This is a genomic window from Hyunsoonleella sp. 2307UL5-6 (genome assembly GCF_047345485.1).
Taxonomy (GTDB): Bacteria; Bacteroidota; Bacteroidia; order Flavobacteriales; family Flavobacteriaceae; genus Jejuia.
Genome location: NZ_JBLFEN010000010.1, coordinates 1 through 21,362 on the forward strand (window position 1 = coordinate 1; position 21,362 = coordinate 21,362).

The following is a 21,362-nucleotide window of genomic DNA, read 5'->3' on the forward strand; positions in this document are numbered from 1 at the left end:
CTACCTGATTTTCGGTCAATTTTGCCACATAATCCCAAATCTCAATCGGCTCATCAATTTCAATTTCGGTAATGTCCGTCATTCCATTACCAATGCTGTTTTTAAATTCTATTTCTGTTAATTCTTGCGTCATTTTGGACATTATGCACAACTTTATAATATACTAACTTTTATTAACCATATCCAGCATACAAGTCAAGATATACGGACTTTTCACTTGTTAAACTCTTGTAAATCTAATTAAACTTTCATAAAAAATGATAAGTATGTCTAGTAGTTTTTAATGTATTTAGCCACCAAAAAGCTTTCTGTCTTCGGTTAGATATCATCAAAAATTTAGATATTCCACATCAAAATCACCGCCCAAAAGAGATCTTATAACCTCTGGATCACCATTAGTATAAAATTCATTTTTAGCGGGTATTAAGCTTGTGTTTAGTAAACTATTCTCGTTAAGAATAGCTTGAGTTTGTCGCGCTACAGCTGCACCAGAGTCAATGATTCTTACGTGATTAGGAAGTAATTCTGAGAGTATAGGGGTTAAATATGGGTAATGCGTGCATCCTAAAACTAAATAATCAATATTGGCCTTAATCATAGGCTCTAAATAAACGGTTAAAAGCGATTTCATGGTTTCCGAATGTAATTTTCCACGTTCAATAAGTTCCACAATGCCTTTGCCTTCACGTTCAATAACGTTTATATGTTGTGCAAACTCACCCGAAGTTTTAGAAAATAACGCACTACTTAATGTGCCTTTAGTAGCTAAAATACCAACCGCATTGGTTTTTGTGTGTAGCGCTGCAGGTTTAATAGCGGGCTCAATACCTATAAAGGGTACGTTATAGTGTTGTCGTAAATAATTAATGGCGTTAGTTGTTGCTGTATTACAAGCTACAACAATAAGCTTACAGCCTTTTTTAAGTAAGAGTTCGGTGTTTTTTATACTTAATGCTGTAATGGTCTCTTTACCCTTTGGGCCATAAGGCGCGTTTACACTATCTGAAAGATATATGGTATGTTCATGAGGTAATAATTGGTGGATTTCCTTCCAAATAGAAGTGCCACCAACACCAGAATCGAAAATACCAATAGGATTAGAACTCATAGGTAACAAAAATAAAAAAGCTACTTCGTTAAAAGCAGCTTTAAGTAAGTTATTTATGTGGGTAGATTAAATCCCTAAAGATTTTTTTACATCATCTAGTAAGTTTTTGCCATCTGCCATGATAGTAACACCTTGAGAGGAGTCTAATACATATTCATAACCTTGTGCTCTTGCTACTTCTAAAATTTTAGCTTTAGCTTTCTCTGTAATAGGCTTTAATAAATCAAACTCTTTTTTCTGTAAATCTTGTTGTGCTTTTTGCTGGTATTCACGGATACTTTGCTCCATAGTTTGCACCTCTTTTGCACGTGTAGTGTTTTCTTCCTTAGTTTTTGTTGCAGCTTCTTTATCATAAAGCTCCACTTTCTTTTGGAATTCTGCTCCTAAACTTTGTAACTCTGTTTGATACGTTTTAGAAAGTGTTTCTAATTGTGTTTTGGCTTGTGCCATTTCTGGCATAGCTTGAATTAGTTCTTGGGTGTTTATATGTGCAATTTTGCTTTGCGCCCCAACAAAACTAACCATACCTATACATAAAGCAGTTGCGAATAAAATTGATTTTAAATGTTTCATTTTCAAAATAGTATTAATGTGTTATAATTTTAGTTTATTTATTATTGTTTATGCTGTCTCTTTGTTTTTGTTTTGCCTCAAGTGCTTTTTTTCTATCTTCTATAATTTTCTTTTTCTTTGCTTCAAGAGCCTTTTTACGAGCTTCTCTTTCGGCTAACTTCTTTTTTCTGTTTTCTTCTATTAGTTCTTCTCTCGTTTTAGCCGTGGTATCTGTTGCTGTATTAGTAGTGCTGTCTGTTTTTGTAGCTTCATTATCTGTATTCGAGGCTGTTGCTTTATTTCTAGCATCTATTTTAGCTTGTTTTGCTTTTTCACGATCTTCTAATATTTTTTGGCGTCTTGCATCAGCTTCTTTTTTCTTAGCTTCTCTTGCCGCTAGTATTTCTTGTCTGCGTTTTTCAACTGCACTTTCTCTAGCAGCTTTTTTCTCTTCTAGAGCTGCTTCTCTAGCTTCTTGTTCTTCATTAATTTCTGGTACTGCTTCTTCTGCTTCAGCAGCTTTTCGTTCTGCCTTATTTTGCGTTTGTCTTCGTTTTGAAGATCTTGTTATAGCTCTTAAAACTTGTTCACTTATATCAAAACGTTCTGCCGAATATAACATTACTACATCTGCCGACTTATCAAAAATAAAATCATATTTCCTACTAGATGCCATATCTTGAACTGCAGCAAAAATTTGATCTTGTATAGGTTGCATTAATCGTTTTTGTTGAATAATTAAATCACCATTAGGGCCAAATCGTTTTTGTTGATAATCTAAAATTTCCTTTTCTTCAAAGGTGATATCTTCTTCACGTTCTTCAATAAGCTCGTTTGTTAATAGTACCTTCTCGTTACTTAAATCTTTACGTTTTTGAGAAATTTCAGAAAGTTTACCTTGAATTTCATTTTTCCATTTTTGAGCCTTGGTGTCTAATTGAGACATAGCTTCTTGGTATTCAGGAACGTTTTCTAAAATATACTCCGTATCTATATACGCTATACGTACACCGCGTTGTGCATTAACAGAAACGCTTAGCATAACAACTAATATCAATAAAAAAAGAACGTTTTTTTGCATCTGTGTAATAGTTTAATTTATAGTTTTATAAATTCTAAAAACGACAGATGATTTATGTTTTCCTGTCACTCCTTTGAATTGTATCTCCAAAATTAACGAAATTTAATCTTAAAAATTTTAATTCTCATTCAAATCATCAAAAGGTTATTAGAAAATATCGTGCCAAAGTATAATTTACATTAGAATTGTTGTCCGATTATAAAGTGTGTTTCCCAAGCACCACTTGATCCTGGTTGCCCTGGTATGTCATCAAAACGATGGCCAAAGTCTATACCAAGTAGTCCAAATGCTGGCATAAATATTCTTACACCTAAACCTGCAGAGCGTTTAATTTCAAACGGATTAAAGTCTCTAAAGTTATTATATGAGTTTCCGCCTTCTAAAAATCCTAAGGCATAAATTTTTGCAGAAGCTTTCAATGTTACGGGATATCTTAACTCTAAAGAGAATTTATTATAAATACTTCCACCATCTTGTGTAGATAAGGATTGGTTAGGGTATCCTCTTAACTGTACTATCTGTCTACCATCTAGCGCAAAATTTCCTAAACCATCACCACCTACAAAAAAGCGTTCAAAAGGAATAACACCTCTGTCGTTATTGTACGCACCTAATAAACCAAATTCTACACTTGGTCTTAATACAAAGTTTTTGGTTAATTCTGTATACCAATCTGCTTTAAAGTTGATTTTGTAAAATTCTAACCAATCAAAACGTTCTTGGTCTATTTCACTTATTCTTGCAGAAGCTTCGTTTCCTGCAGCAGTTTCTTGAGCTGTTGGATTTTGGTTTGTTCTTAAATTATTAATTATTTGTCGGTTTTCATTTTGTTCGTCTAGTAATGCTGAATAATCTACACCATCAAATAGAGACCAAGGCGGTGAAAACTTAGCTGTAACAGAAAAATTAGATCCTCCTGTTGGGAAAATAGGATCTATACGTGTGTTGTTTCTGGTTAATCCAAAAGTATATGATAAGTTTTTTGAACTACCATCACCAAAGCTAAACAACTGTGTATTAAAGTTATTTAAGTCATATACTTGATAACTTAAAGCTTGAGACAAGGTGAAAAAGTTATCAGGTACTGTTAGTCTTTTAGCTAAACCTAGCGTTATCCCTGTAATATTAAAACTTCTACTTCTGTCAGGCCTTCTGTTTCTCACGTTAGGATCAAATGCATTAAACTGAAATTGTTTAGTATGCGATAATGATACAGAAAATTGTACAGGACGTTTACCGCCTAACCAAGGTTCGGAAAATGAAAAACTATAGGTTTGGAAGAATTGACTAGCTTGTAAACGTAGTGCTAGTTTTTGACCATCTCCCATTGGAACTGGCCTATACGCTTTTTTATTAAAAATATCCTTAATTGAGAAGTTATTGAAAGATAACCCAAGTGTACCTATAAAGCCACCACCACCGTAACCACCTTGTAATTCAATTTGACTAGATCCTGTTTCTTTAACAGAAAATTCCATGTCAATGGTTCCTTCATTAGGATTAGGGTTTTTAAAATCAGGTGCAATTTCTTGGGCATCAAAAAAGCCCAATTGCCCTAGTTCTCGAACTGTTCTAACTACATCAGCTTTACTGTACAATTGTCCAGGTCTTGTTCTTAACTCACGGTAAACAACATGGTCATTTGTTCTGTCGTTTCCAATAACCGAAACATTATTAAAATAGGCTGGTTTTCCTTCAGAAATTCTAATTTCTAAATCTATAACATTGTTTTCAGCACTAACCTCAACAGGACTTATTGATGAAAATAAATATCCATTGTTTTGATATAAGTTTGCAATATCATCACCATCAGGCTTACTATTGTCCTGTATGCGTTTTTGTAACATAACGCCGTTGTAGGTTTCGCCTTCTTTAATTCTTATATATCTGTCTAATTGCTCGTCTGAGTAAACAGTATTTCCTATAAAATTAATTTTGCCAAATTTATAAAGATCACCTTCTTCTACTTTAATATGTAACGATATGGTTTTATCATCATTTACACTTATACTGTCTGAAAGTATACGTGCATCACGGTACCCGTTTTCGGCATATTTGTCTACAACACTAGCTAAATCTGCTTGATATGCTGAATCTATAAATTTAGAACGTTTTAAAATCCGTAGGCGGTTAATTTTTTTAGTGCTTTTCATAGCTTTTCTAAGCACTTTTTCTTTTAAAGCAGAATCTCCTTCAAATATAATATCTCTAATTTTTACCTTTTCGCCTTTATCAATGGCCACTACCATATTTACCCTTGCTTTTTGTATGGTGTCTTTTATTTCAATAGTATTTATGTTAACTTTTGCATTATAAAAACCATCTTTTCTGTATTTTTTCTCTAGGAAGTTTTTTGTAGTGGTTATTAGGTTTTCTGTAACTTTTACTCCTTTTTTAAGTTTGTTGTCTTTTATAATACCTTCAACCTTACCTTTTTTTACACCAGTAACTTTCACGTCAATTAGCTGTGGTAAATCAGACAACTTAATTTCTAAAAAAGCCGTATTTCCTTCTACATTTTTAAGGTATATTTCTATATCGCTAAAAAGTTTAGATCCCCATAGTTTTTTTATGGCATTTGCAATAGTTTCTCCGGGTATTTTAATTTGTTTTCCCTTTTTTAAACCAGAGTATGCTACAATAGTTTGCTCATTAAAGCTGGTGTCTCCAGTGGCTGTAACACCACCTATAGTATAGGTTTTGCCATTCTCAAATTCTATATCCTGTGCTTGTAGAGTAAAGCTAAGTGCAATAAAACATATTGCAAGGTATTGTTTTAGGTAAGTTTTCAAAAGAAATGTATTAGCTAAGTTGTTCACTTGTTTTCCCAAATCGTCGTTCTCTTTTTTGATATTCTATAATAGCTTTATACAAGTCTTGTTTTGTAAAATCTGGCCAAAGGGTATCTGTAAAATACAACTCTGCGTAAGCTATTTGCCAAAGCAAAAAATTACTAATACGTTGTTCTCCACTTGTTCTAATAAGCAAGTCTACGTCTGGTAAATTTTGCGTGTAAAGATGCTTATTTATAATGGATTCATCAATAGCTTCGGGCGAAATTATGTTATTTTTAACTTTATTACTAATTTCTTTAACAGTGTTTATTAATTCCTCTCTAGAGCCATAACTTAATGCTAAAGTTAAGGTCATCCTTGAATTATCCTTAGTATTGTCCATAACTTCAGATAGTTCTTTATGAACCTTTGTTGGTAGTAGGTTTAAGTTACCAATAGCTGTTAATTTTATGTTGTTATCTTGAAGTGTTTTTATCTCTTTTTTTAATGATGAAATTAACAATTTCATCAATGTTTTTACTTCTAGTTTTGGGCGTTTCCAATTCTCTGTAGAAAATGCATATAGTGTTAAATTTTGTATACCTAATTCTGCTGAGGTTTCAACAACATGTCTTACCGATTTTGTACCATTTTCATGTCCAAAAGCGCGCAACATGCCTTTTTGTTTTGCCCAACGCCCATTGCCATCCATAATTATAGCAATGTGTTTAGGTAAAGCTTCAAGTAATATATCGTTCTTTAAATCCATTAGTTAATACAATAGCAAGGGTTTTCTCCAAAGGTATAGGTAAGGGTAATGCCCGAAAATACATACCAGTCGTTATTATTTATGTTTCCAAAACGGAACTGTTGTCTAAAATCTGCATCAGGGATACTACCATCAATTTCATCAGAAAAAGTATAGCGCGCACCAACTTCTAAACCTATAATAAATTTATCAATTAAGCGTGCTTTAAAGCCTAAAACCATGGGTATACCATACGCCCAACTTTCACTATTTTCAGAAGTTAGAGTACCGTTACTAAAAAAGTTATTATCGTGCCTTGCTATGCTTATACCAGTATATAAGTAGGGAGTTGCAACGGGTTTTCCACTATGTAAGTTAAAATCTAAAAAGGTAAATTCCATACCTGCCGAAATTTCAAAAATACTATTATTAAAACTAAAACCGCGTTGTTGTCGCCTAGGGTCGTCAGAATTTAAATCAATGCCTTCAAGTTCAGAAAAAATCATAGAAACCCTGTAGGAATGTCTAGAACTTCTATTCCACTTATAAATTGCGCCAAAAGCCGCTTGGTTTGGAGAAATATAATCAGTAGCGCCAACATCTCCAATAAAGTTACTGCCTCCCACAAATACACCAATTTCATTGATTTGAGAGAAGCTGAGTTGTAGCGTTAACAAGCTAATTATTAATACGTTTACGTGCCGCATAGCTATTTAAAGTTTGCAAATATAATAAATAAGACGAGCCTATTACAATTTGATTGAAATAGTATAGGTGTAAAACAGATTTTATGTGCAATTATTGTTTATTAATACATTTAGGGTGCCTACCTACCCACGGTATCGCTGGTAAGTGAATCCCCAAGTTGTGGACTATCCACTGTAACACCTAGCACATTACTATCTGCTAGTAATACTACTTAAATCTAATTACGATTGTCTTCACCCCAAAGCATTTTTTTACGAAGGGTTTTTAAAAAGCTTTCATCTAATAAGTCAATCATTTTAATTTTAAAGTCCGCTTTTCTTATAGTTATAATTGTACCGTTATCTAATGTTGCTATTCTAGAGTCTAAAGACACTAAATGTTGCTCCTCACGACCACTAACTCTTAATTGAATTTCGGTAGAATCTGGTATAATTAAAGGCCTTGCGCTTAAATTATGTGGCGCAATAGGTGTTAAAACAAAACTATTTGCACCAGGGGTAATCACTGGGCCGCCACAACTTAAAGAGTAACCTGTAGAGCCTGTTGGTGTGGATACAATTAAACCATCACTCCAGTATGATGTTAAATATTGCCCGTCTAAAAGTGTTTCTACAGTAATCATAGAAGTCGTGTTTTTTCTACTTACTGCTATTTCATTTAATGCAAAATTTAACTCTAAGATATCACTATTTTCAGGTGCTGTTTCTACACTAAGCAAACTGCGTTCAGAAATTTTATACTTACCATCTATAATGTTTTGTACCGCTTTCTCAATATCTTCAACTTGTATGGTTGCTAAAAAACCTAGTCTTCCTGTATTTATCCCAACTATAGGTATATCTAACTCCATTACAAAAGTTATGGCTCTTAAAATAGTGCCGTCTCCACCAATGCTTACCAGTAAATCAAACGATTCGTCTAGTGTTTCAAAGGTTTCAAATGTGCTGTAAAATTTACGTTTTGTAGAAACAGATTTTATAAGTTCAGAAAATTCAGCTTCTATAAAAATATCTACATCTTTTTTTGATACATAGTTTAAAAGTGTATCTACAGATGTAAGTGTGTACTTATTATTAAAACGTCCAAAAACGGCTAACTTCATAATTACATGTTTAAATATTTATTCAAATAATCTGAACGCTCTTTTAAGCTTTGTGTAAAACTATCTTCTTCGTGTCCTGAGGCTATATTGTAACTATAGCGTCTAAAGGTTTGTATAACATCATTTAAACTGGTATTACTTATTTTTAAAGTAACCTGTACAATATCGTTTTGCATTTTAGAGATAAATGCGCCTAAGAGTTTTCCATTGTTAGATTCTACAATCTGACTTATTTCACTAAACGAATAATCATTAATACCTTTTTCAACCACTAAAACACCACCAGCTTCATAAAAAAATGGAGATTCATTAAATAAGCCAATAACATCATTAAGTTCATAATACCCAATATAATTTCCTTTTTCATTTAATACAGGCATAATATTGGCTGAGTTTTTAGCGAAAGCTTCTAAAACATCTAGCCACATTGTACTTTCTTTAACATAAAAATCCTCTAAACTATATAAATAATCACTTATCAATTTTTCACTATCAAAACAATGTACATCAGTCTCAAAAAAAGTGCCTGCAAAAACATCATTAGTGTCTTTAATAGGAATATGCGAATATGTAAGTTGGTTGAAGAGTTCTTGAAGTTCTCCTATTTTACTCCCACTACTTAAGGGTTTTATGTCGTTTATTAAAAATTCTTGAAGTCTCATGAATAAGGTTTAATACAATGCAAATTAATCAAAAAAAAGCTACTTAAGCCTGTTCTAGTTTGTATTTTTGTGCTTTAAAACATAATTAATGGCAAAGTTAAGTGTAAATATTAATAAGATTGCAACATTACGAAACTCTCGTGGTGGCGATGTGCCAAATGTAGTACAATTTGCAAAAGATGTACAGCGTTTTGGTGCAGAAGGTATTACAATACATCCACGACCAGATGAGCGACATATTCGTTATCAAGATGCGCGAGATTTAAAACCAGAAGTTTATACAGAATATAATATTGAAGGAAACCCAATTCAATCATTTATGGATTTGGTATTAGAAGTGAAACCAACGCAAGTTACTCTTGTACCTGACGCAGAGGATGCTATAACAAGTAATGCAGGTTGGGACACTGTTAAGCATAAAGATTTTTTAGTTGATGTGATTACAGAGTTTAAAAATAATGGGATAAGAACATCTATTTTTGTAGATCCTGTTTTACAGCAAATTGAAGGTGCGAAAGCTACAGGTACAGACAGAATAGAGTTATACACTGAGGGTTTTGCGCACCAATACGGTTTAGGTAATAAAAATAGTATAAAAGCATATACAGAAAGTGCAGTTTTAGCAAATTCATTAGATTTGGGTATTAATGCAGGACACGATTTATCACTAGAAAATATTAAGTTTTTTAAAGAAAACATCCCTGGGCTTTTAGAGGTTTCAATAGGGCATGCTTTAGTTGCTGAAAGTTTGTATTTAGGTGTGGAAAATGTAGTGCAAATGTATTTGCAAAAATTAAAATAAATTTAGCGTATTCGTGATAGAGAAACATATTTTACATTCAAATATATTAGGTGCAGGAAAACCATTTGTAATTCTACATGGGTTTTTAGGTATGAGTGATAATTGGAAAACTCACGGGAAAAATTTTGCCGAATTAGGATATGAAGTGCATTTGGTAGACCAACGTAATCACGGACATAGCTTTCATGATACAGCTTTTAATTATGAGGTGCTAGCAGAAGATTTAAAAAATTATTGTGAAGCTAAACAGCTTGAAGATATTATTCTTTTAGGCCATTCTATGGGTGGCAAAACCGCCATGTTATTTGTAACAGAATACCCAGAATTTGTATCAAAGTTAATAGTAGCCGACATTTCTCCAAGATTTTATCCTGTACATCATGATAGTATATTAAACGGATTAGCTGCGTTAGATTTTAATGAATTAAAAAGTAGGGGAGCAGCTGATAAGGCTTTGAGTAGCTATGTTTCAGAGGCTGGTGTTCGACAATTTTTATTAAAAAACTTGTATTGGGTAGAAAAAGGAAAACTTGGGTTGCGTATCAATTTAAAGGTGTTACAACATGAAGTTGCAGAAGTTGGAGAGGCTCTACCAAGCTATGCCAGATTTAAAAAAGAAACCCTGTTTGTGCGCGGAGACCGCTCAGAGTATATAGGAGCTGAGGATGAACGTATTATAAAAAATCATTTTTCAAATGTTGAAATTGCAACAATTTCAAATGCTGGCCACTGGTTACACGCTGAGAATCCTAAAGACTTTTTTGAAGCTGTATTAAATTTTGTAAATTCATAATCAAAATTAAAAACTATGAAGTTAATTTTAAAATTATTACTGAATGCCATAGCTGTTTTTATATTAGCACACTTACTCTCTGGTATAAATGTAGAGGGTTATGTTGGCGCTATAATAGTTGCTATTGTACTTTCTATCTTAAACTTACTTGTAAAACCTATTTTGGTAATTTTTACATTACCAGCTACAATAGTAACACTAGGGCTTTTTCTGTTGGTTATTAATGCCGTAATTATACTTATAGCAGATAAACTTATAGATGGTTTTTCAGTAGCTAATTTTTGGTGGGCACTTATTTTTGGTGTGTTACTGTCCATACTTCAATCTATACTACATTCGCTTTTAAAAGAAGATAAAAAATAGCTTAAAATCAGGCAATTAAAACTTTGTTGGGATGCAAAAAATATTATATTTTTGCATCCCAATTTTAATTAAGAAGCATAGGGGATTTAAACCCTATTATTAAACGCCTTAAAGGCTCATATTATTACTATGAATATTACAAGAGAAAACGTAGATGCATTAAATGCGGTAGTAAAAGTAGATATCGCTAAAGAAGATTATAGCGATAAAGTTGAAAAAATCTTAACAGACTACCGTAAAACAGCTAACATACCAGGATTTAGAAAAGGGCACGTGCCAATGGGAATGGTGAAAAAGCAATATGGTAAAGCAGTATTGGTAGATGAGGTAAACAAGTTGTTGCAAGATGCGTTAAATAAATATCTTACTGAAGAAAAACTAGACGTTTTAGGGCAACCATTACCAAAACCTCAAGATGATATAAATTGGGATGAAGATGGTTTTTCTTTTGAATTTGAATTGGGCTTAGCACCAGAATTTGATGTGAATTTAAAAGGAAAAAAATCAATTACGCATTATAATATTGTTGCTGATGATAAAATGATTGATGAGCAAATAGAGCGTATCCAAAAGCAATATGGTAAATTAGTACCACAAGATATTGTTGAAAAAGATAGTGAGATTACAGGTGCTTATAAAAACGAAGAAAGCGACATTGATAATACTGTAACGCTTACTTTAGATAAGTTTAAAGGTAAGGCAACAGCTAAGCAATTTGTTGGCGCAAAGGTTGGTGATGTTATTGTGCTACAAACAAAAGGATTGTTTGAAGATGATCATGATTTAATGCATGCATTAAAAATAGAGCATGGTGATGCTCATGGTTTAGACATTGAAGTAACATTTACAATCTCTGGAATTAACAAAAGAGAATTAGCAGATTTAGATCAAGAATTATTTGACAAGTTATTTCCAAATAAAGATGTAACATCTGTAACAGAATTAAAAACTAAAATAAAAGACGATGCTGAGAAGCAGTTCAAGCAACAATCTGACCAAAAGTTATTAAATGATGTTACTGAATATTTAGTAGAAAACACAAAATTTGATTTACCTGCGGAATTTTTAACAAAATGGATGCAAACTGCTGGTGAAAAAGAAATGGATGAAGCACAGGCAAAGGAAGAATATGAGAAATCTGAGAAGAGTCTAAGATATCAGTTGATAGAAGGTAAATTGATACAGGATAATAATGTTGAAGTCACTGTTGAAGATATAAAAGGACATGCCAAAGAAATGATTAAAGCACAAATGGCTCAATTTGGACAGATGAATCCAACAGATGAAGAGCTTGAGGGTGTTGCTGCAAGAGTGCTTGGAAATCAAGAAGAAGCTCGTAGAATTTCTGAACAATTAATAAGTCAAAAATTAATTGGAGTCTATAAAGAAAAAGCAAACTTAAAAGTAAAAGAATTGAGTTACGAAAAGTTTGTTAAAGAAGTTTACGGCGACAAATAATCAAATAATAATTCATTATATTTATGCGCTTGAATTATTTATAATTCAAGCGCATTTTATTTAAAAATATCTTACAATTAAAACGATAAGCCCTACTATGGATTACGCTAAAGAATTCGAAAAATTCGCAACAAAAGATCAAGGTATTAGTAGCACATATTACAATAAAATTATTAGTAGTATGTACCCTACCAATCTTACTCCAAATATTATAGAAGAGCGTCAAATGAATATTGCAATTTTTGATGTGTTCTCACGTTTAATGATGGATCGTATCATATTTCTTGGCACAGGAATTAACGATCAAGTAGCAAATATTATTCAAGCACAACTGCTGTTTTTAGAAAGTGTTGATGCTTCAAAAGATATACAAATTTACATCAACTCTCCTGGAGGTAGTGTTTATGCAGGTTTAGGTATTTATGATACGATGCAATTTATTAAACCAGATGTAGCTACTATTTGTACAGGAATGGCAGCTTCTATGGGAGCAGTATTATTATGTGCAGGCGAAAAAGGTAAGCGAAGCGGATTAACACATTCAAGAGTTATGATTCACCAACCAATGGGTGGTGCGCAAGGTCAAGCTAGTGATATTGAGATTACTGCAAAAGAAATTTTAACCCTTAAGGAAGAACTTTATCAAATAATTAGTAAGCATTCGGGGCAAGATTACGACAAAGTATATGAAGATAGTGATAGAGACTATTGGATGAAAGCCGACAAAGCTAAGGAATACGGCATGATAGACGAGATATTAGCAAGGAATTAAATAAAATCGTACTTTTACCAGTCCTAACGGTTGTAAAAATTAAAATTTATAGCTCTCAAATTTAATTGATTAATGGCAAAAGAAGAATTAGAATGTTCGTTTTGTGGTCGAAAAAAGCCAGAAACTAATTTATTAATAGCAGGTTTAGATGCACATATTTGCGATAGGTGTATAGAGCAAGCGCATGGTATTGTTGTAGAGGAATCTAAACAAAACGATACGAATGATTTGTCTGCTGAATTAAAACTTAGAAAGCCACAACAAATTAAATCGTTTTTAGACGAGTATATAATAGGTCAAGAGCTAACTAAGAAAGTGATGTCTGTTGCGGTATACAATCACTACAAACGTTTGTTACAGCCGCCTACTAATGACGATATTGAAATTCAAAAAAGTAATATTGTAATGGTTGGGCAAACCGGTACAGGTAAAACATTAATGGCTAAAACTGTAGCTAGAATGTTAAATGTGCCTTTAGCAATCGTTGATGCTACAGTACTTACAGAAGCAGGTTATGTAGGAGAGGATGTAGAAAGTATTTTAACGCGTTTATTGCAAGCAGCAGATTATAATTTAGAAAAAGCAGAAAAGGGTATCGTTTTTATAGATGAAATAGATAAAATTGCTCGTAAAAGTGATAATCCCTCTATAACAAGAGACGTTTCTGGAGAAGGCGTACAGCAAGCATTATTGAAACTTTTAGAAGGTACAGTTGTTAATGTACCGCCAAAAGGTGGAAGAAAACATCCTGATCAGAAATTTATTGAAGTGAATACTGAAAATATTTTGTTTATAGCAGGTGGCGCTTTTGATGGTATAGAGCGTGTTATCTCTAAGCGTTTAAATATGAAAGCTGTTGGTTACGCCGCATCAATGTCTGACGATGTTGTAGATCAAGAAAACTTATTACAATATATTATCCCTAAAGATTTAAAAGATTTTGGGTTAATTCCAGAGATTATTGGAAGGCTTCCAGTATTAACACACATGGATCCTTTAGACGCTAATACGCTAAGAGCAATTTTAACCGAGCCTAAAAATGCCATAATAAAGCAGTATAAAAAACTGTTTGCTATGGATGAGATTGAGTTTACCATAACTGATGGTGCTCTTGGTTTTATTGTAAATAAAGCTATAGAATACAAATTAGGTGCAAGAGGTTTACGCTCTCTTTGCGAAGAAATTTTAACAGATGCCATGTTTGAGTTGCCTAGTAGTAATGACAAGAAGTTAAATGTGACTAAAAGCTATGCCGAAGATAAGCTAACAAAAATAACGCTTAAAAAGCTAAAAGCAGTGTCTTAAGTATAAAGCCATATAAAATATACCTTAAAGCATTCTAATTTATTTAGGATGCTTTTTTACTTTTACCAAAAGTGAAACAGATGTGGAGATTTTTATTGAAATTATTTAAATCAGATACATCCAAAGCGTATCAAGATCCCATGAAAAAATTTTTAATTGTTGGTTTAGGAAACATTGGCGAGAAATATGAAGAAACACGTCATAACATAGGATTTAAAATCCTAGATCACTTAGCGAAAACTGAAGATTTTAGTTTTGAAACCCTAAAGTTAGGAGACGTTGCTACTTATAAATTAAAAGGGAAAACGTTTGTGTGTCTTAAACCTAGTACGTTTATGAACCTTAGCGGAAAAGCTGTTACATATTGGTTAACTAAAGAAAAAATACCTTTAGATAATCTTTTAATAATTACAGACGATTTAAATTTATCTTTTGGAAGCATTAGGTTAAAAACCAAAGGAAGTGATGGTGGACATAATGGTTTAAAAGATATTCAGGCTAAATTAAATACTACAAAATATAACCGATTTAGATTCGGGATTAGTGATGCATTTAGTAAAGGACGGCAAATAGATTATGTTTTAGGAGAATGGAGCAAAACAGAGCAAAGAGCATTACCAGAACGTTTAGATACTGCAGTAGAGCTAATAAAATCTTTTGCCCTAGCAGGTGTAAATAATACTATGAATAGTTTTAATGGGAAATAACACTTTTACTTTATAGCTATTCGTTTTACAAAAGTTCTAGTCTCATCACTTAAATACAAAATATACATACCAGATTGAGCATTTCGTAGATTTATAACTTCGTCTAATTTAGAAGTTTGTTTAAATTCTTGTTGATGTATCAATCTTCCTCTTACATCAAAAACTTCAATTTTTATATCTTTTCTGGCATGGGCAGCATCTACTTTTATAGTAAATTCCCCACCACTTGGGTTTGGGAATAGCTTGATATCTTCAAAAGAAAACTCTGTAACTTCTAGAGGTGCGCTTGTGGTTTGGCATACTTCAATAAACCAAGAATTTAATATCCCTGTATCTCCCGGAGCAAAATCACCAATATCAATAGTCCAATCTCCTGAAACAGTTTCGCTATTGAATAATTCTAAAACATCATTTATTGATTTTTGGGATATATTATTTGAGCTGTTAAAACAATTATAGCTAATGGCATTATCATCAAAAACACCTATTATATTTTCTTCAGAATCGCAATCATCTGACGTTTTTAATACAACTTCAGTATTACTAGGGCTTGTTATAACAATACCTAAATCTCCTATATAGCTATGTGTGATATTCATACCTATATTAATATCTTCTATGGTAGCACTGTCAGAAATAGTTATGGTGTGGCTTTGCGAAAAACTACTAGTATTATCAGTAATGTTAATACCTAAATTATCAGATGAGCTGTATTGCGTACATGTAGTGCTAACATTAAAATCAATAGAAAAGTCTTCAGAGTTAATGGCAAAAAAATTATTATTTGTAGGTGCAATCATAATTCTACAAGACTCTGCAGGCGTATTTGGCACGGTAAGAGTATGACTTCCGTTATTAGAAATATCGCTCACAATTTCAGTATAAGTTACGCCACCATCTACAGATAGTAAAATATTTACATTGGATGCTCCAGGTAAGGTGTTTGTGTTATTTACATTCCAAGTTATAGTTTCTGAAGTGCCGCTAGACCATGATATATTCGGTGTGTTTTGCGATGTTATTTCAAAAGGTCCAAAAGTAGGATCAAAAGTTATACGCATATCATCATGATTATTATTTGCGCCTCCTAATCTATTGTCCCTTACGGTTAATCTAAAATCTGCAGTTCTACTTACATTTGGTGCTTTTTCCCATTGGTTAGCATTTACTCCAAATTTTAAATCAGATAAATTCGGAATATATCGTGTTGGGCTTGTGTTGGGAGGAAAAGATCGTACTAAAACAGCATTGCTATCTCCAGAATTTGGATTGGGATAAATGGTATTAGCATTATTTTCATTGATTTGCTCCCAACAATAGGTAAGGTTGTCCCCATCACTATCACTACCAATTCCATTAAGCTTAAATGCAGTACCAATAGGTAATGTTAAGTCAGGTCCTGCATCTGCTATTGGTGTTGTATTGCCAGTATTAGTTTCTGTAGCACAAGTTGTTGTTTTTATAAAATTTGTAACCTGTTCAATAGATATGGCATGAAAATAAGGGTCGCTATTTAACTGGATGTTTGCAGATGCCGCAATACCAGCATAACCCATTACAGATGTGCCGCTTCCAGGTTCCATTTGTACATTTGTGCCCTCATTACCATCATGTGTCCATGTGTGGTTTGCACCAAATTGGTGTCCTAATTCATGCGCTACTAAATCAATATCAAAATTAAAACCACCTGGGTTGTCATCTGACGCGTACGCACTTCCTTTTTGTCCGTTAGTACATACACACCCTATGCATCCTGCATTACCATCAAAACCAATTGCAGATAAAAGGTGTCCAACATCATAATTAGCACTTCCAATTTCAGTATCTAATGTATTCTGTACCTCATTACTATAGTTATTAAACCCAGAATAAGGATCAGTATTTGAATTTAGGTAAATAACCTCATCATTATCAGCAGCAAGTTGTAAGGTTACATTAAAGTCGTTTTCAAAAACTGCGTTTACATTGGTTAATGTAGCAGCTAAAGCAGCATTAACTAGTGGTAAAGTGCCACCGTGAAAGCTAGAATATTCTCCAGTTACAGAAAGCGCTAATGTATAAAGCCTATGTATGCTGTCATCAGCGTCTTTTAAACTACTATTTTTGTTTGTTATAGTGGTGGCAACATCTAAAGTTTCACAATTAAAATCACCAATTTTACCTAAATCAGCTTTATCTTTTACTGAAAACTGTGTTGGTTTTCCTGGGTAAGGTTCAAAAACTTCCGTGCGTGTTTTTCCTAAAATAATACCGCAAAGGCCTTTATAAGGTGATATGCTAAACCTAAGATAAGCTGTGAGGTTGTCAATACCATACCCAATATAAGATTTAATTTCAGGGTATTTAGCTTGTAGGTCTGGATGCATTACAGAAGATTCAATAATGCGATAAGTTTCTAATTCACCTTCTATGTTTGGAAAATCAATTGTTATAGAAGTTGCTTTTGAAGCATATTTATCTGACGCTTTTTTAAGTGTTGCGCTTAACGCTTCATAATCGAATTGATAAGTACGGGTTGGCGTATCTAAAGCTTGTTCTAATTTATTTTCTTTTCGCTGATTTTCAACCTTTTCAAAAAAGTTGTTTTGCGAAAACATTGAAAAAGCAGTTAAAAATATGGCGGTTGTAAAAACATAATGTAGTTTTGTTTTCATAACTGTATTGGGGAATCTTTTAATAACAAATTTAGCTTATTTTAATGACATTAACAATTCTTAATAAAACCTATGGGTAAGGTAGTAAAAATTGAAAAGCATATTGCCTCGTCACCCTCAATCGTAACTATAGGAACTTTTGATGGTGTTCATGTTGGACATCAAAAAATATTAAACCGACTTATAGCCTTAGGAAATGAAGAGGAGTTAAAATCAGTTATATTAACTTTTTTCCCTCACCCTAGAATGGTATTGCAAAAAGACTCTAATATTAAATTGATAAATACTATAGAGGAACGTAGAAAAATTTTAGACACATTAGGATTAGACTATCTATTAATAAAAAAGTTTACAAAAGATTTTTCAAGGTTATCTGCTGAAGCATTTGTAAAACAAGTTTTGGTAGATAAACTAAATGCCAAAAAGGTAATTATTGGATACGATCATAGATTTGGGAGAAATAGAAATGCTGATATTAATGATTTAATTAAGTACGGAAAGGTATTTGGGTTTAAAGTAGAGCAAATTTCTGCACAAGATATTAACGAGGTTGCTGTAAGCTCTACCAAAATTAGAACAGCACTTTTAGAAGGCGATATTTTAAAAGCAAATAAATATTTGGGCTATCCATTTATGCTCACGGGTAACGTTATTAAAGGCAAAGGTATAGGGAAACAGTTAGAGTATCCTACGGCTAACATAAAGATAGAGGAAGCTTATAAAATAATCCCGAAACAAGGGGCGTATGTCGTATCATCTCGTATTGATGATAAGGTTGTATATGGTATGATGAATATTGGTATGAATCCTACTGTTAATGGTAATAGCGAATCTATAGAAGTGCATTTTTTTAATTTTGAAACATCTATTTACGGCAAAAATATACAGATTGATATTTTAGGTCGTATTCGGGATGAGCATAAATTTGAGTCTATTGAGGCTTTAAAATCTCAACTTAAAAAAGATAAATTATTTTCATTGAATTTTATTAATAATTACAATGCTTAATAATTGGTTGTTTAAACATATTGATAATGCACAATTAGTAATTTTTAGAATATGTTTTGGCTTACTTTGTTTCCTAGAATCTTTTGGGGCAATACTTACAGGATGGGTAACACGAGGCTTAGTAGCACCTAAATTTACATTTACATTTATTGGTTTTGAGTGGTTGCAGGTGTTTCAAGGTCAAGGTATGTACGTTTATTATAGTATTATGGCCGTTTTTGGCTTACTAATAATGGTAGGTTATAAATACCGCATTAGCATGATAAGTTTCACTCTATTGTGGGCAGGAAGTTATTTAATGCAAAAATCATCTTATAACAATCATTATTATTTGCTAATGCTTATAAGTGCTATCATGGTGTTTATGCCAGCGCATCATGATATTTCTGTAGATGCAAAACACAACGCTTCTATTAAAACTAATGCAATGCCTAATTGGTGTAAATGGGTGTTTATTATTCAGCTATTTATTGTGTATACTTATGCTTCTGTTGCAAAGTTGTATCCAGATTGGTTAGATGGTACAGTCATTGAAGTTTTAATGAAAGGTAAACGAAACTATTATTTAGTTGGAGATGTATTACAACAAAAATGGTTGCAAAATATACTACTGTGGGGCGGTGTATTTTTTGATGGATTAATTGTGCCGTTATTATTATTTAAACCTACCAGAAAGTGGGCATTTATTATATCTATTGGTTTTCATTTATTTAATTCAATAGTCTTTCAAATAGGAATTTTTCCTTATTTAGCTTTGGCGTTTTATCTGTTTTTCTTTCCACCAAAAACCATTAGAAATATATTTTTAAAAACACGGGTTTTCTATAGTGATGCAGAGGTTAAATATCCAAGTTTTAAAAAAGGATATACAGCTTTATTTCTATTATTTTTTAGTATTCAAATAGTGTTGCCATTACGACATCATACTTTTAAAGATGATGTATTGTGGACTGAAGAAGGCCATCGTTTATCGTGGCGTATGATGCTTAGAGCTAAATACGGTAAGATTACATATATAGTACAAGATAAAGAGACACAAGAAAAGCAAACTATTGCTTTAGATGATTATTTAACAAAAAAACAGCAACGTAGCGCCAGTACAAAACCTGATGTAATTTGGCAATTTGCACGTTATTTAAAAGAGGATTTTAAAGCCAGAGGACAAGATGTAGCAGTTTATGTAAATAGTAAGGTAAGTGTAAACGGAAAGCGTTTACAACAATTTATAGACCCCAATATTGACATTGCTAGTCAGCCATGGAAACCCTTATCACATAGCGAATGGATTTTACCTTCAAAAAGAGAGTAAGTCTAGCAGTATTTCTTAAATTTGTCGCTTAAAATTTGCAAAATCATGCTACAAGTTCCATTTATTAGAGACAACAAAGCAATTGTTGTTGAGCGTTTAGCAAAACGTAATATTGATGCCGCTAAATTGATTGATGAGGTTATTGTTTTAGATGAAAAACGAAGACGTCTTCAAACAGAATTAGATCATACTTTAGCAGAGTCTAATACATTGTCTAAAGAAATAGGGCATTTGTTTAAATCAGGAAAAGTAGAAGAAGCAAATGTATTAAAAGCAAAAACAGGAGCATTAAAAGAAACCTCAAAAACACTTACTGATCAGTTAAATACAACAGCTGAAAATTTGCAAGAAGTGTTGTTTCAAATTCCAAATGTACCTCATGAATCTGTTCCAGAGGGTAATTCTGAAGAAGATAATGAGGAGATATTTAAAGCAGGCGAAATTCCAACCCTTCATAAAGGCGCACAACCTCATTGGGAGCTTGCGAAAAAATACGACATTATAGATTTTGAGTTAGGAAATAAAATAACAGGTGCAGGTTTTCCTGTATATAAAGGCAAAGGAGCAAGATTACAACGTGCATTAATTGCTTATTTTTTAGATAAAAATACGGCAGCTGGGTATACCGAATACCAATTACCGCATTTGATAAATGAAGCCTCTGGAATAGGTACAGGACAATTGCCCGATAAAGAAGGGCAAATGTATCATGTTACTGAAGATAATTTGTATTTGATACCTACAGCGGAAGTGCCAGGAACTAATATTTTTAGAAATACAGTTTTAAACGAAACAGATTTGCCTGTCGGAATTACTGGATATACGCCTTGTTTTCGTCGTGAAGCAGGAAGTTATGGTGCACATGTAAGAGGTTTAAATAGGTTACACCAATTTGATAAAGTAGAGATTATAAGGGTAGAGCATCCAACCAAGTCTTACCAAGCTTTAGATGAAATGGTAAATCATGTAAAAGCTATTTTAGAAGACTTAAAATTACCGTATAGAATTTTACGATTGTGTGCAGGTGATACTTCGTTTGCGTCTGCATTAACTTATGATTTTGAAGTATTTTCAACCGCTCAAGATAGATGGTTAGAAGTATCTTCTGTATCAAATTTTGAAACCTTTCAGGCTAATCGCCTCAAATTAAGATTTAAAAATACCAACGGTAAAAATGAATTGGCACATACCTTAAATGGCAGTTCTTTGGCTTTACCAAGAATTTTGGCAGGAATTTTAGAGAATTATCAAACTGAAACTGGAATTTTAATTCCAGAGGTTTTAAAACCATACACTGGATTTGATATAATTTAGCGTATTTTTTCCTTCAATAAATAATAAATAATCGATTAAGTGTTTGTTTTTAAAGCTGTTTAACGATTATTGATTAATTTTCTTTGTGTTTCAGGTTATATTTTACAATTTTATGGTATCAAATCTTATTAACCTACTTAAC

At 32.7% G+C, this 21,362-nt stretch carries 19 protein-coding genes; 10 read left to right on the forward strand and 9 right to left on the reverse strand.

Going from position 1 to position 21,362, the window contains the following annotated elements:
• Nucleotides 1-328 precede the first annotated feature (328 nt).
• The 8 genes from murI to ACKGJY_RS14705 form a co-directional block, all read right to left on the reverse strand.
• Nucleotides 329-1,108 (reverse strand): glutamate racemase, encoded by a 780-nt coding sequence (gene murI / locus ACKGJY_RS14670; protein WP_413974653.1) that lies wholly within the window; start codon nt 1,106-1,108, stop codon nt 329-331.
• 66 nt (nt 1,109-1,174) lie between these two features.
• Nucleotides 1,175-1,681 carry an OmpH family outer membrane protein gene (locus ACKGJY_RS14675; RefSeq protein WP_413974654.1) on the reverse strand — a complete coding sequence of 169 codons (507 nt, stop codon included), beginning with the start codon at nt 1,679-1,681 and terminating at the stop codon, nt 1,175-1,177.
• Between the two features lie 34 nt (nt 1,682-1,715).
• A complete protein-coding gene (locus tag ACKGJY_RS14680) occupies nt 1,716-2,741 on the reverse strand; it encodes an OmpH family outer membrane protein (protein ID WP_413974655.1) in 1,026 nt (341 codons plus the stop codon).
• A gap of 179 nt (nt 2,742-2,920) precedes the next feature.
• Nucleotides 2,921-5,533 carry an outer membrane protein assembly factor BamA gene (gene bamA / locus ACKGJY_RS14685; RefSeq protein ID WP_413974656.1) on the reverse strand — a complete coding sequence of 871 codons (2,613 nt, stop codon included), beginning with the start codon at nt 5,531-5,533 and terminating at the stop codon, nt 2,921-2,923.
• Between the two features lie 10 nt (nt 5,534-5,543).
• Nucleotides 5,544-6,284 carry an isoprenyl transferase gene (locus ACKGJY_RS14690; protein WP_413974657.1) on the reverse strand — a complete coding sequence of 247 codons (741 nt, stop codon included), beginning with the start codon at nt 6,282-6,284 and terminating at the stop codon, nt 5,544-5,546.
• The gene (locus tag ACKGJY_RS14695) at nt 6,284-6,970 is read right to left on the reverse strand and encodes a DUF6089 family protein (protein ID WP_413974658.1); all 687 of its coding nucleotides are present in this window, start codon (nt 6,968-6,970) and stop codon (nt 6,284-6,286) included. Before ACKGJY_RS14695 ends, ACKGJY_RS14690 begins: the two co-directional genes overlap by 1 nt.
• 218 nt (nt 6,971-7,188) lie before the next feature.
• Nucleotides 7,189-8,073: an NAD kinase gene (locus ACKGJY_RS14700; protein ID WP_413974659.1), complete on the reverse strand. Its 885-nt coding sequence runs from the start codon at nt 8,071-8,073 to the stop codon at nt 7,189-7,191.
• 2 nt (nt 8,074-8,075) lie between these two features.
• Entirely contained in the window at nt 8,076-8,735 is a 660-nt protein-coding gene (locus tag ACKGJY_RS14705) for a CBS domain-containing protein (protein ID WP_413974660.1), read from the reverse strand.
• An 88-nt stretch (nt 8,736-8,823) separates the two neighbouring features.
• Between ACKGJY_RS14705 and ACKGJY_RS14710 the strand changes: the two genes are divergently transcribed.
• From ACKGJY_RS14710 to pth, 7 genes are all read left to right on the forward strand, one after another.
• Nucleotides 8,824-9,537 carry a pyridoxine 5'-phosphate synthase gene (locus tag ACKGJY_RS14710; protein ID WP_413974661.1) on the forward strand — a complete coding sequence of 238 codons (714 nt, stop codon included), beginning with the start codon at nt 8,824-8,826 and terminating at the stop codon, nt 9,535-9,537.
• 13 nt (nt 9,538-9,550) lie between these two features.
• Nucleotides 9,551-10,330 carry an alpha/beta fold hydrolase gene (locus ACKGJY_RS14715; protein WP_413974662.1) on the forward strand — a complete coding sequence of 260 codons (780 nt, stop codon included), beginning with the start codon at nt 9,551-9,553 and terminating at the stop codon, nt 10,328-10,330.
• Between the two features lie 15 nt (nt 10,331-10,345).
• Nucleotides 10,346-10,693, forward strand: coding sequence for a phage holin family protein (locus ACKGJY_RS14720; protein ID WP_413974663.1), 348 nt, complete (start codon nt 10,346-10,348; stop codon nt 10,691-10,693).
• 129 nt (nt 10,694-10,822) lie between these two features.
• The gene (gene tig, locus ACKGJY_RS14725; protein ID WP_413974664.1) at nt 10,823-12,151 is read left to right on the forward strand and encodes a trigger factor; all 1,329 of its coding nucleotides are present in this window, start codon (nt 10,823-10,825) and stop codon (nt 12,149-12,151) included.
• 97 nt (nt 12,152-12,248) lie between these two features.
• Complete coding sequence (clpP, locus tag ACKGJY_RS14730) at nt 12,249-12,923, forward strand: ATP-dependent Clp endopeptidase proteolytic subunit ClpP (protein WP_413974665.1); 675 nt, start codon at nt 12,249-12,251, stop codon at nt 12,921-12,923.
• A 72-nt stretch (nt 12,924-12,995) separates the two neighbouring features.
• Nucleotides 12,996-14,228, forward strand: coding sequence for an ATP-dependent Clp protease ATP-binding subunit ClpX (gene clpX / locus ACKGJY_RS14735; protein WP_413974666.1), 1,233 nt, complete (start codon nt 12,996-12,998; stop codon nt 14,226-14,228).
• 80 nt (nt 14,229-14,308) lie between these two features.
• Nucleotides 14,309-14,935, forward strand: a complete 627-nt coding sequence (pth, locus tag ACKGJY_RS14740; protein WP_413974667.1) for an aminoacyl-tRNA hydrolase — start codon at nt 14,309-14,311, stop codon at nt 14,933-14,935.
• A 5-nt stretch (nt 14,936-14,940) separates the two neighbouring features.
• On the opposite strand, the gene ACKGJY_RS14745 is transcribed toward pth, so the two are convergent.
• On the reverse strand, nt 14,941-17,589 hold the full coding sequence (locus ACKGJY_RS14745) for a reprolysin-like metallopeptidase (RefSeq protein ID WP_413974668.1): 2,649 nt from the start codon (nt 17,587-17,589) through the stop codon (nt 14,941-14,943).
• A 72-nt stretch (nt 17,590-17,661) separates the two neighbouring features.
• Here ACKGJY_RS14745 and ACKGJY_RS14750 point away from each other — a divergent pair, with 72 nt between their 5' ends.
• From ACKGJY_RS14750 to serS, 3 genes are read left to right on the forward strand one after another with little or no spacing between them, the layout of a single operon-like run.
• Complete coding sequence (locus ACKGJY_RS14750; protein WP_413974669.1) at nt 17,662-18,597, forward strand: bifunctional riboflavin kinase/FAD synthetase; 936 nt, start codon at nt 17,662-17,664, stop codon at nt 18,595-18,597.
• A complete protein-coding gene (locus tag ACKGJY_RS14755) occupies nt 18,590-19,906 on the forward strand; it encodes an HTTM domain-containing protein (RefSeq protein WP_413974670.1) in 1,317 nt (438 codons plus the stop codon). Before ACKGJY_RS14750 ends, ACKGJY_RS14755 begins: the two co-directional genes overlap by 8 nt.
• Before the next feature lie 45 nt (nt 19,907-19,951).
• Nucleotides 19,952-21,220, forward strand: coding sequence for a serine--tRNA ligase (gene serS, locus ACKGJY_RS14760; protein WP_413974671.1), 1,269 nt, complete (start codon nt 19,952-19,954; stop codon nt 21,218-21,220).
• Nucleotides 21,221-21,362 lie beyond the last annotated feature (142 nt).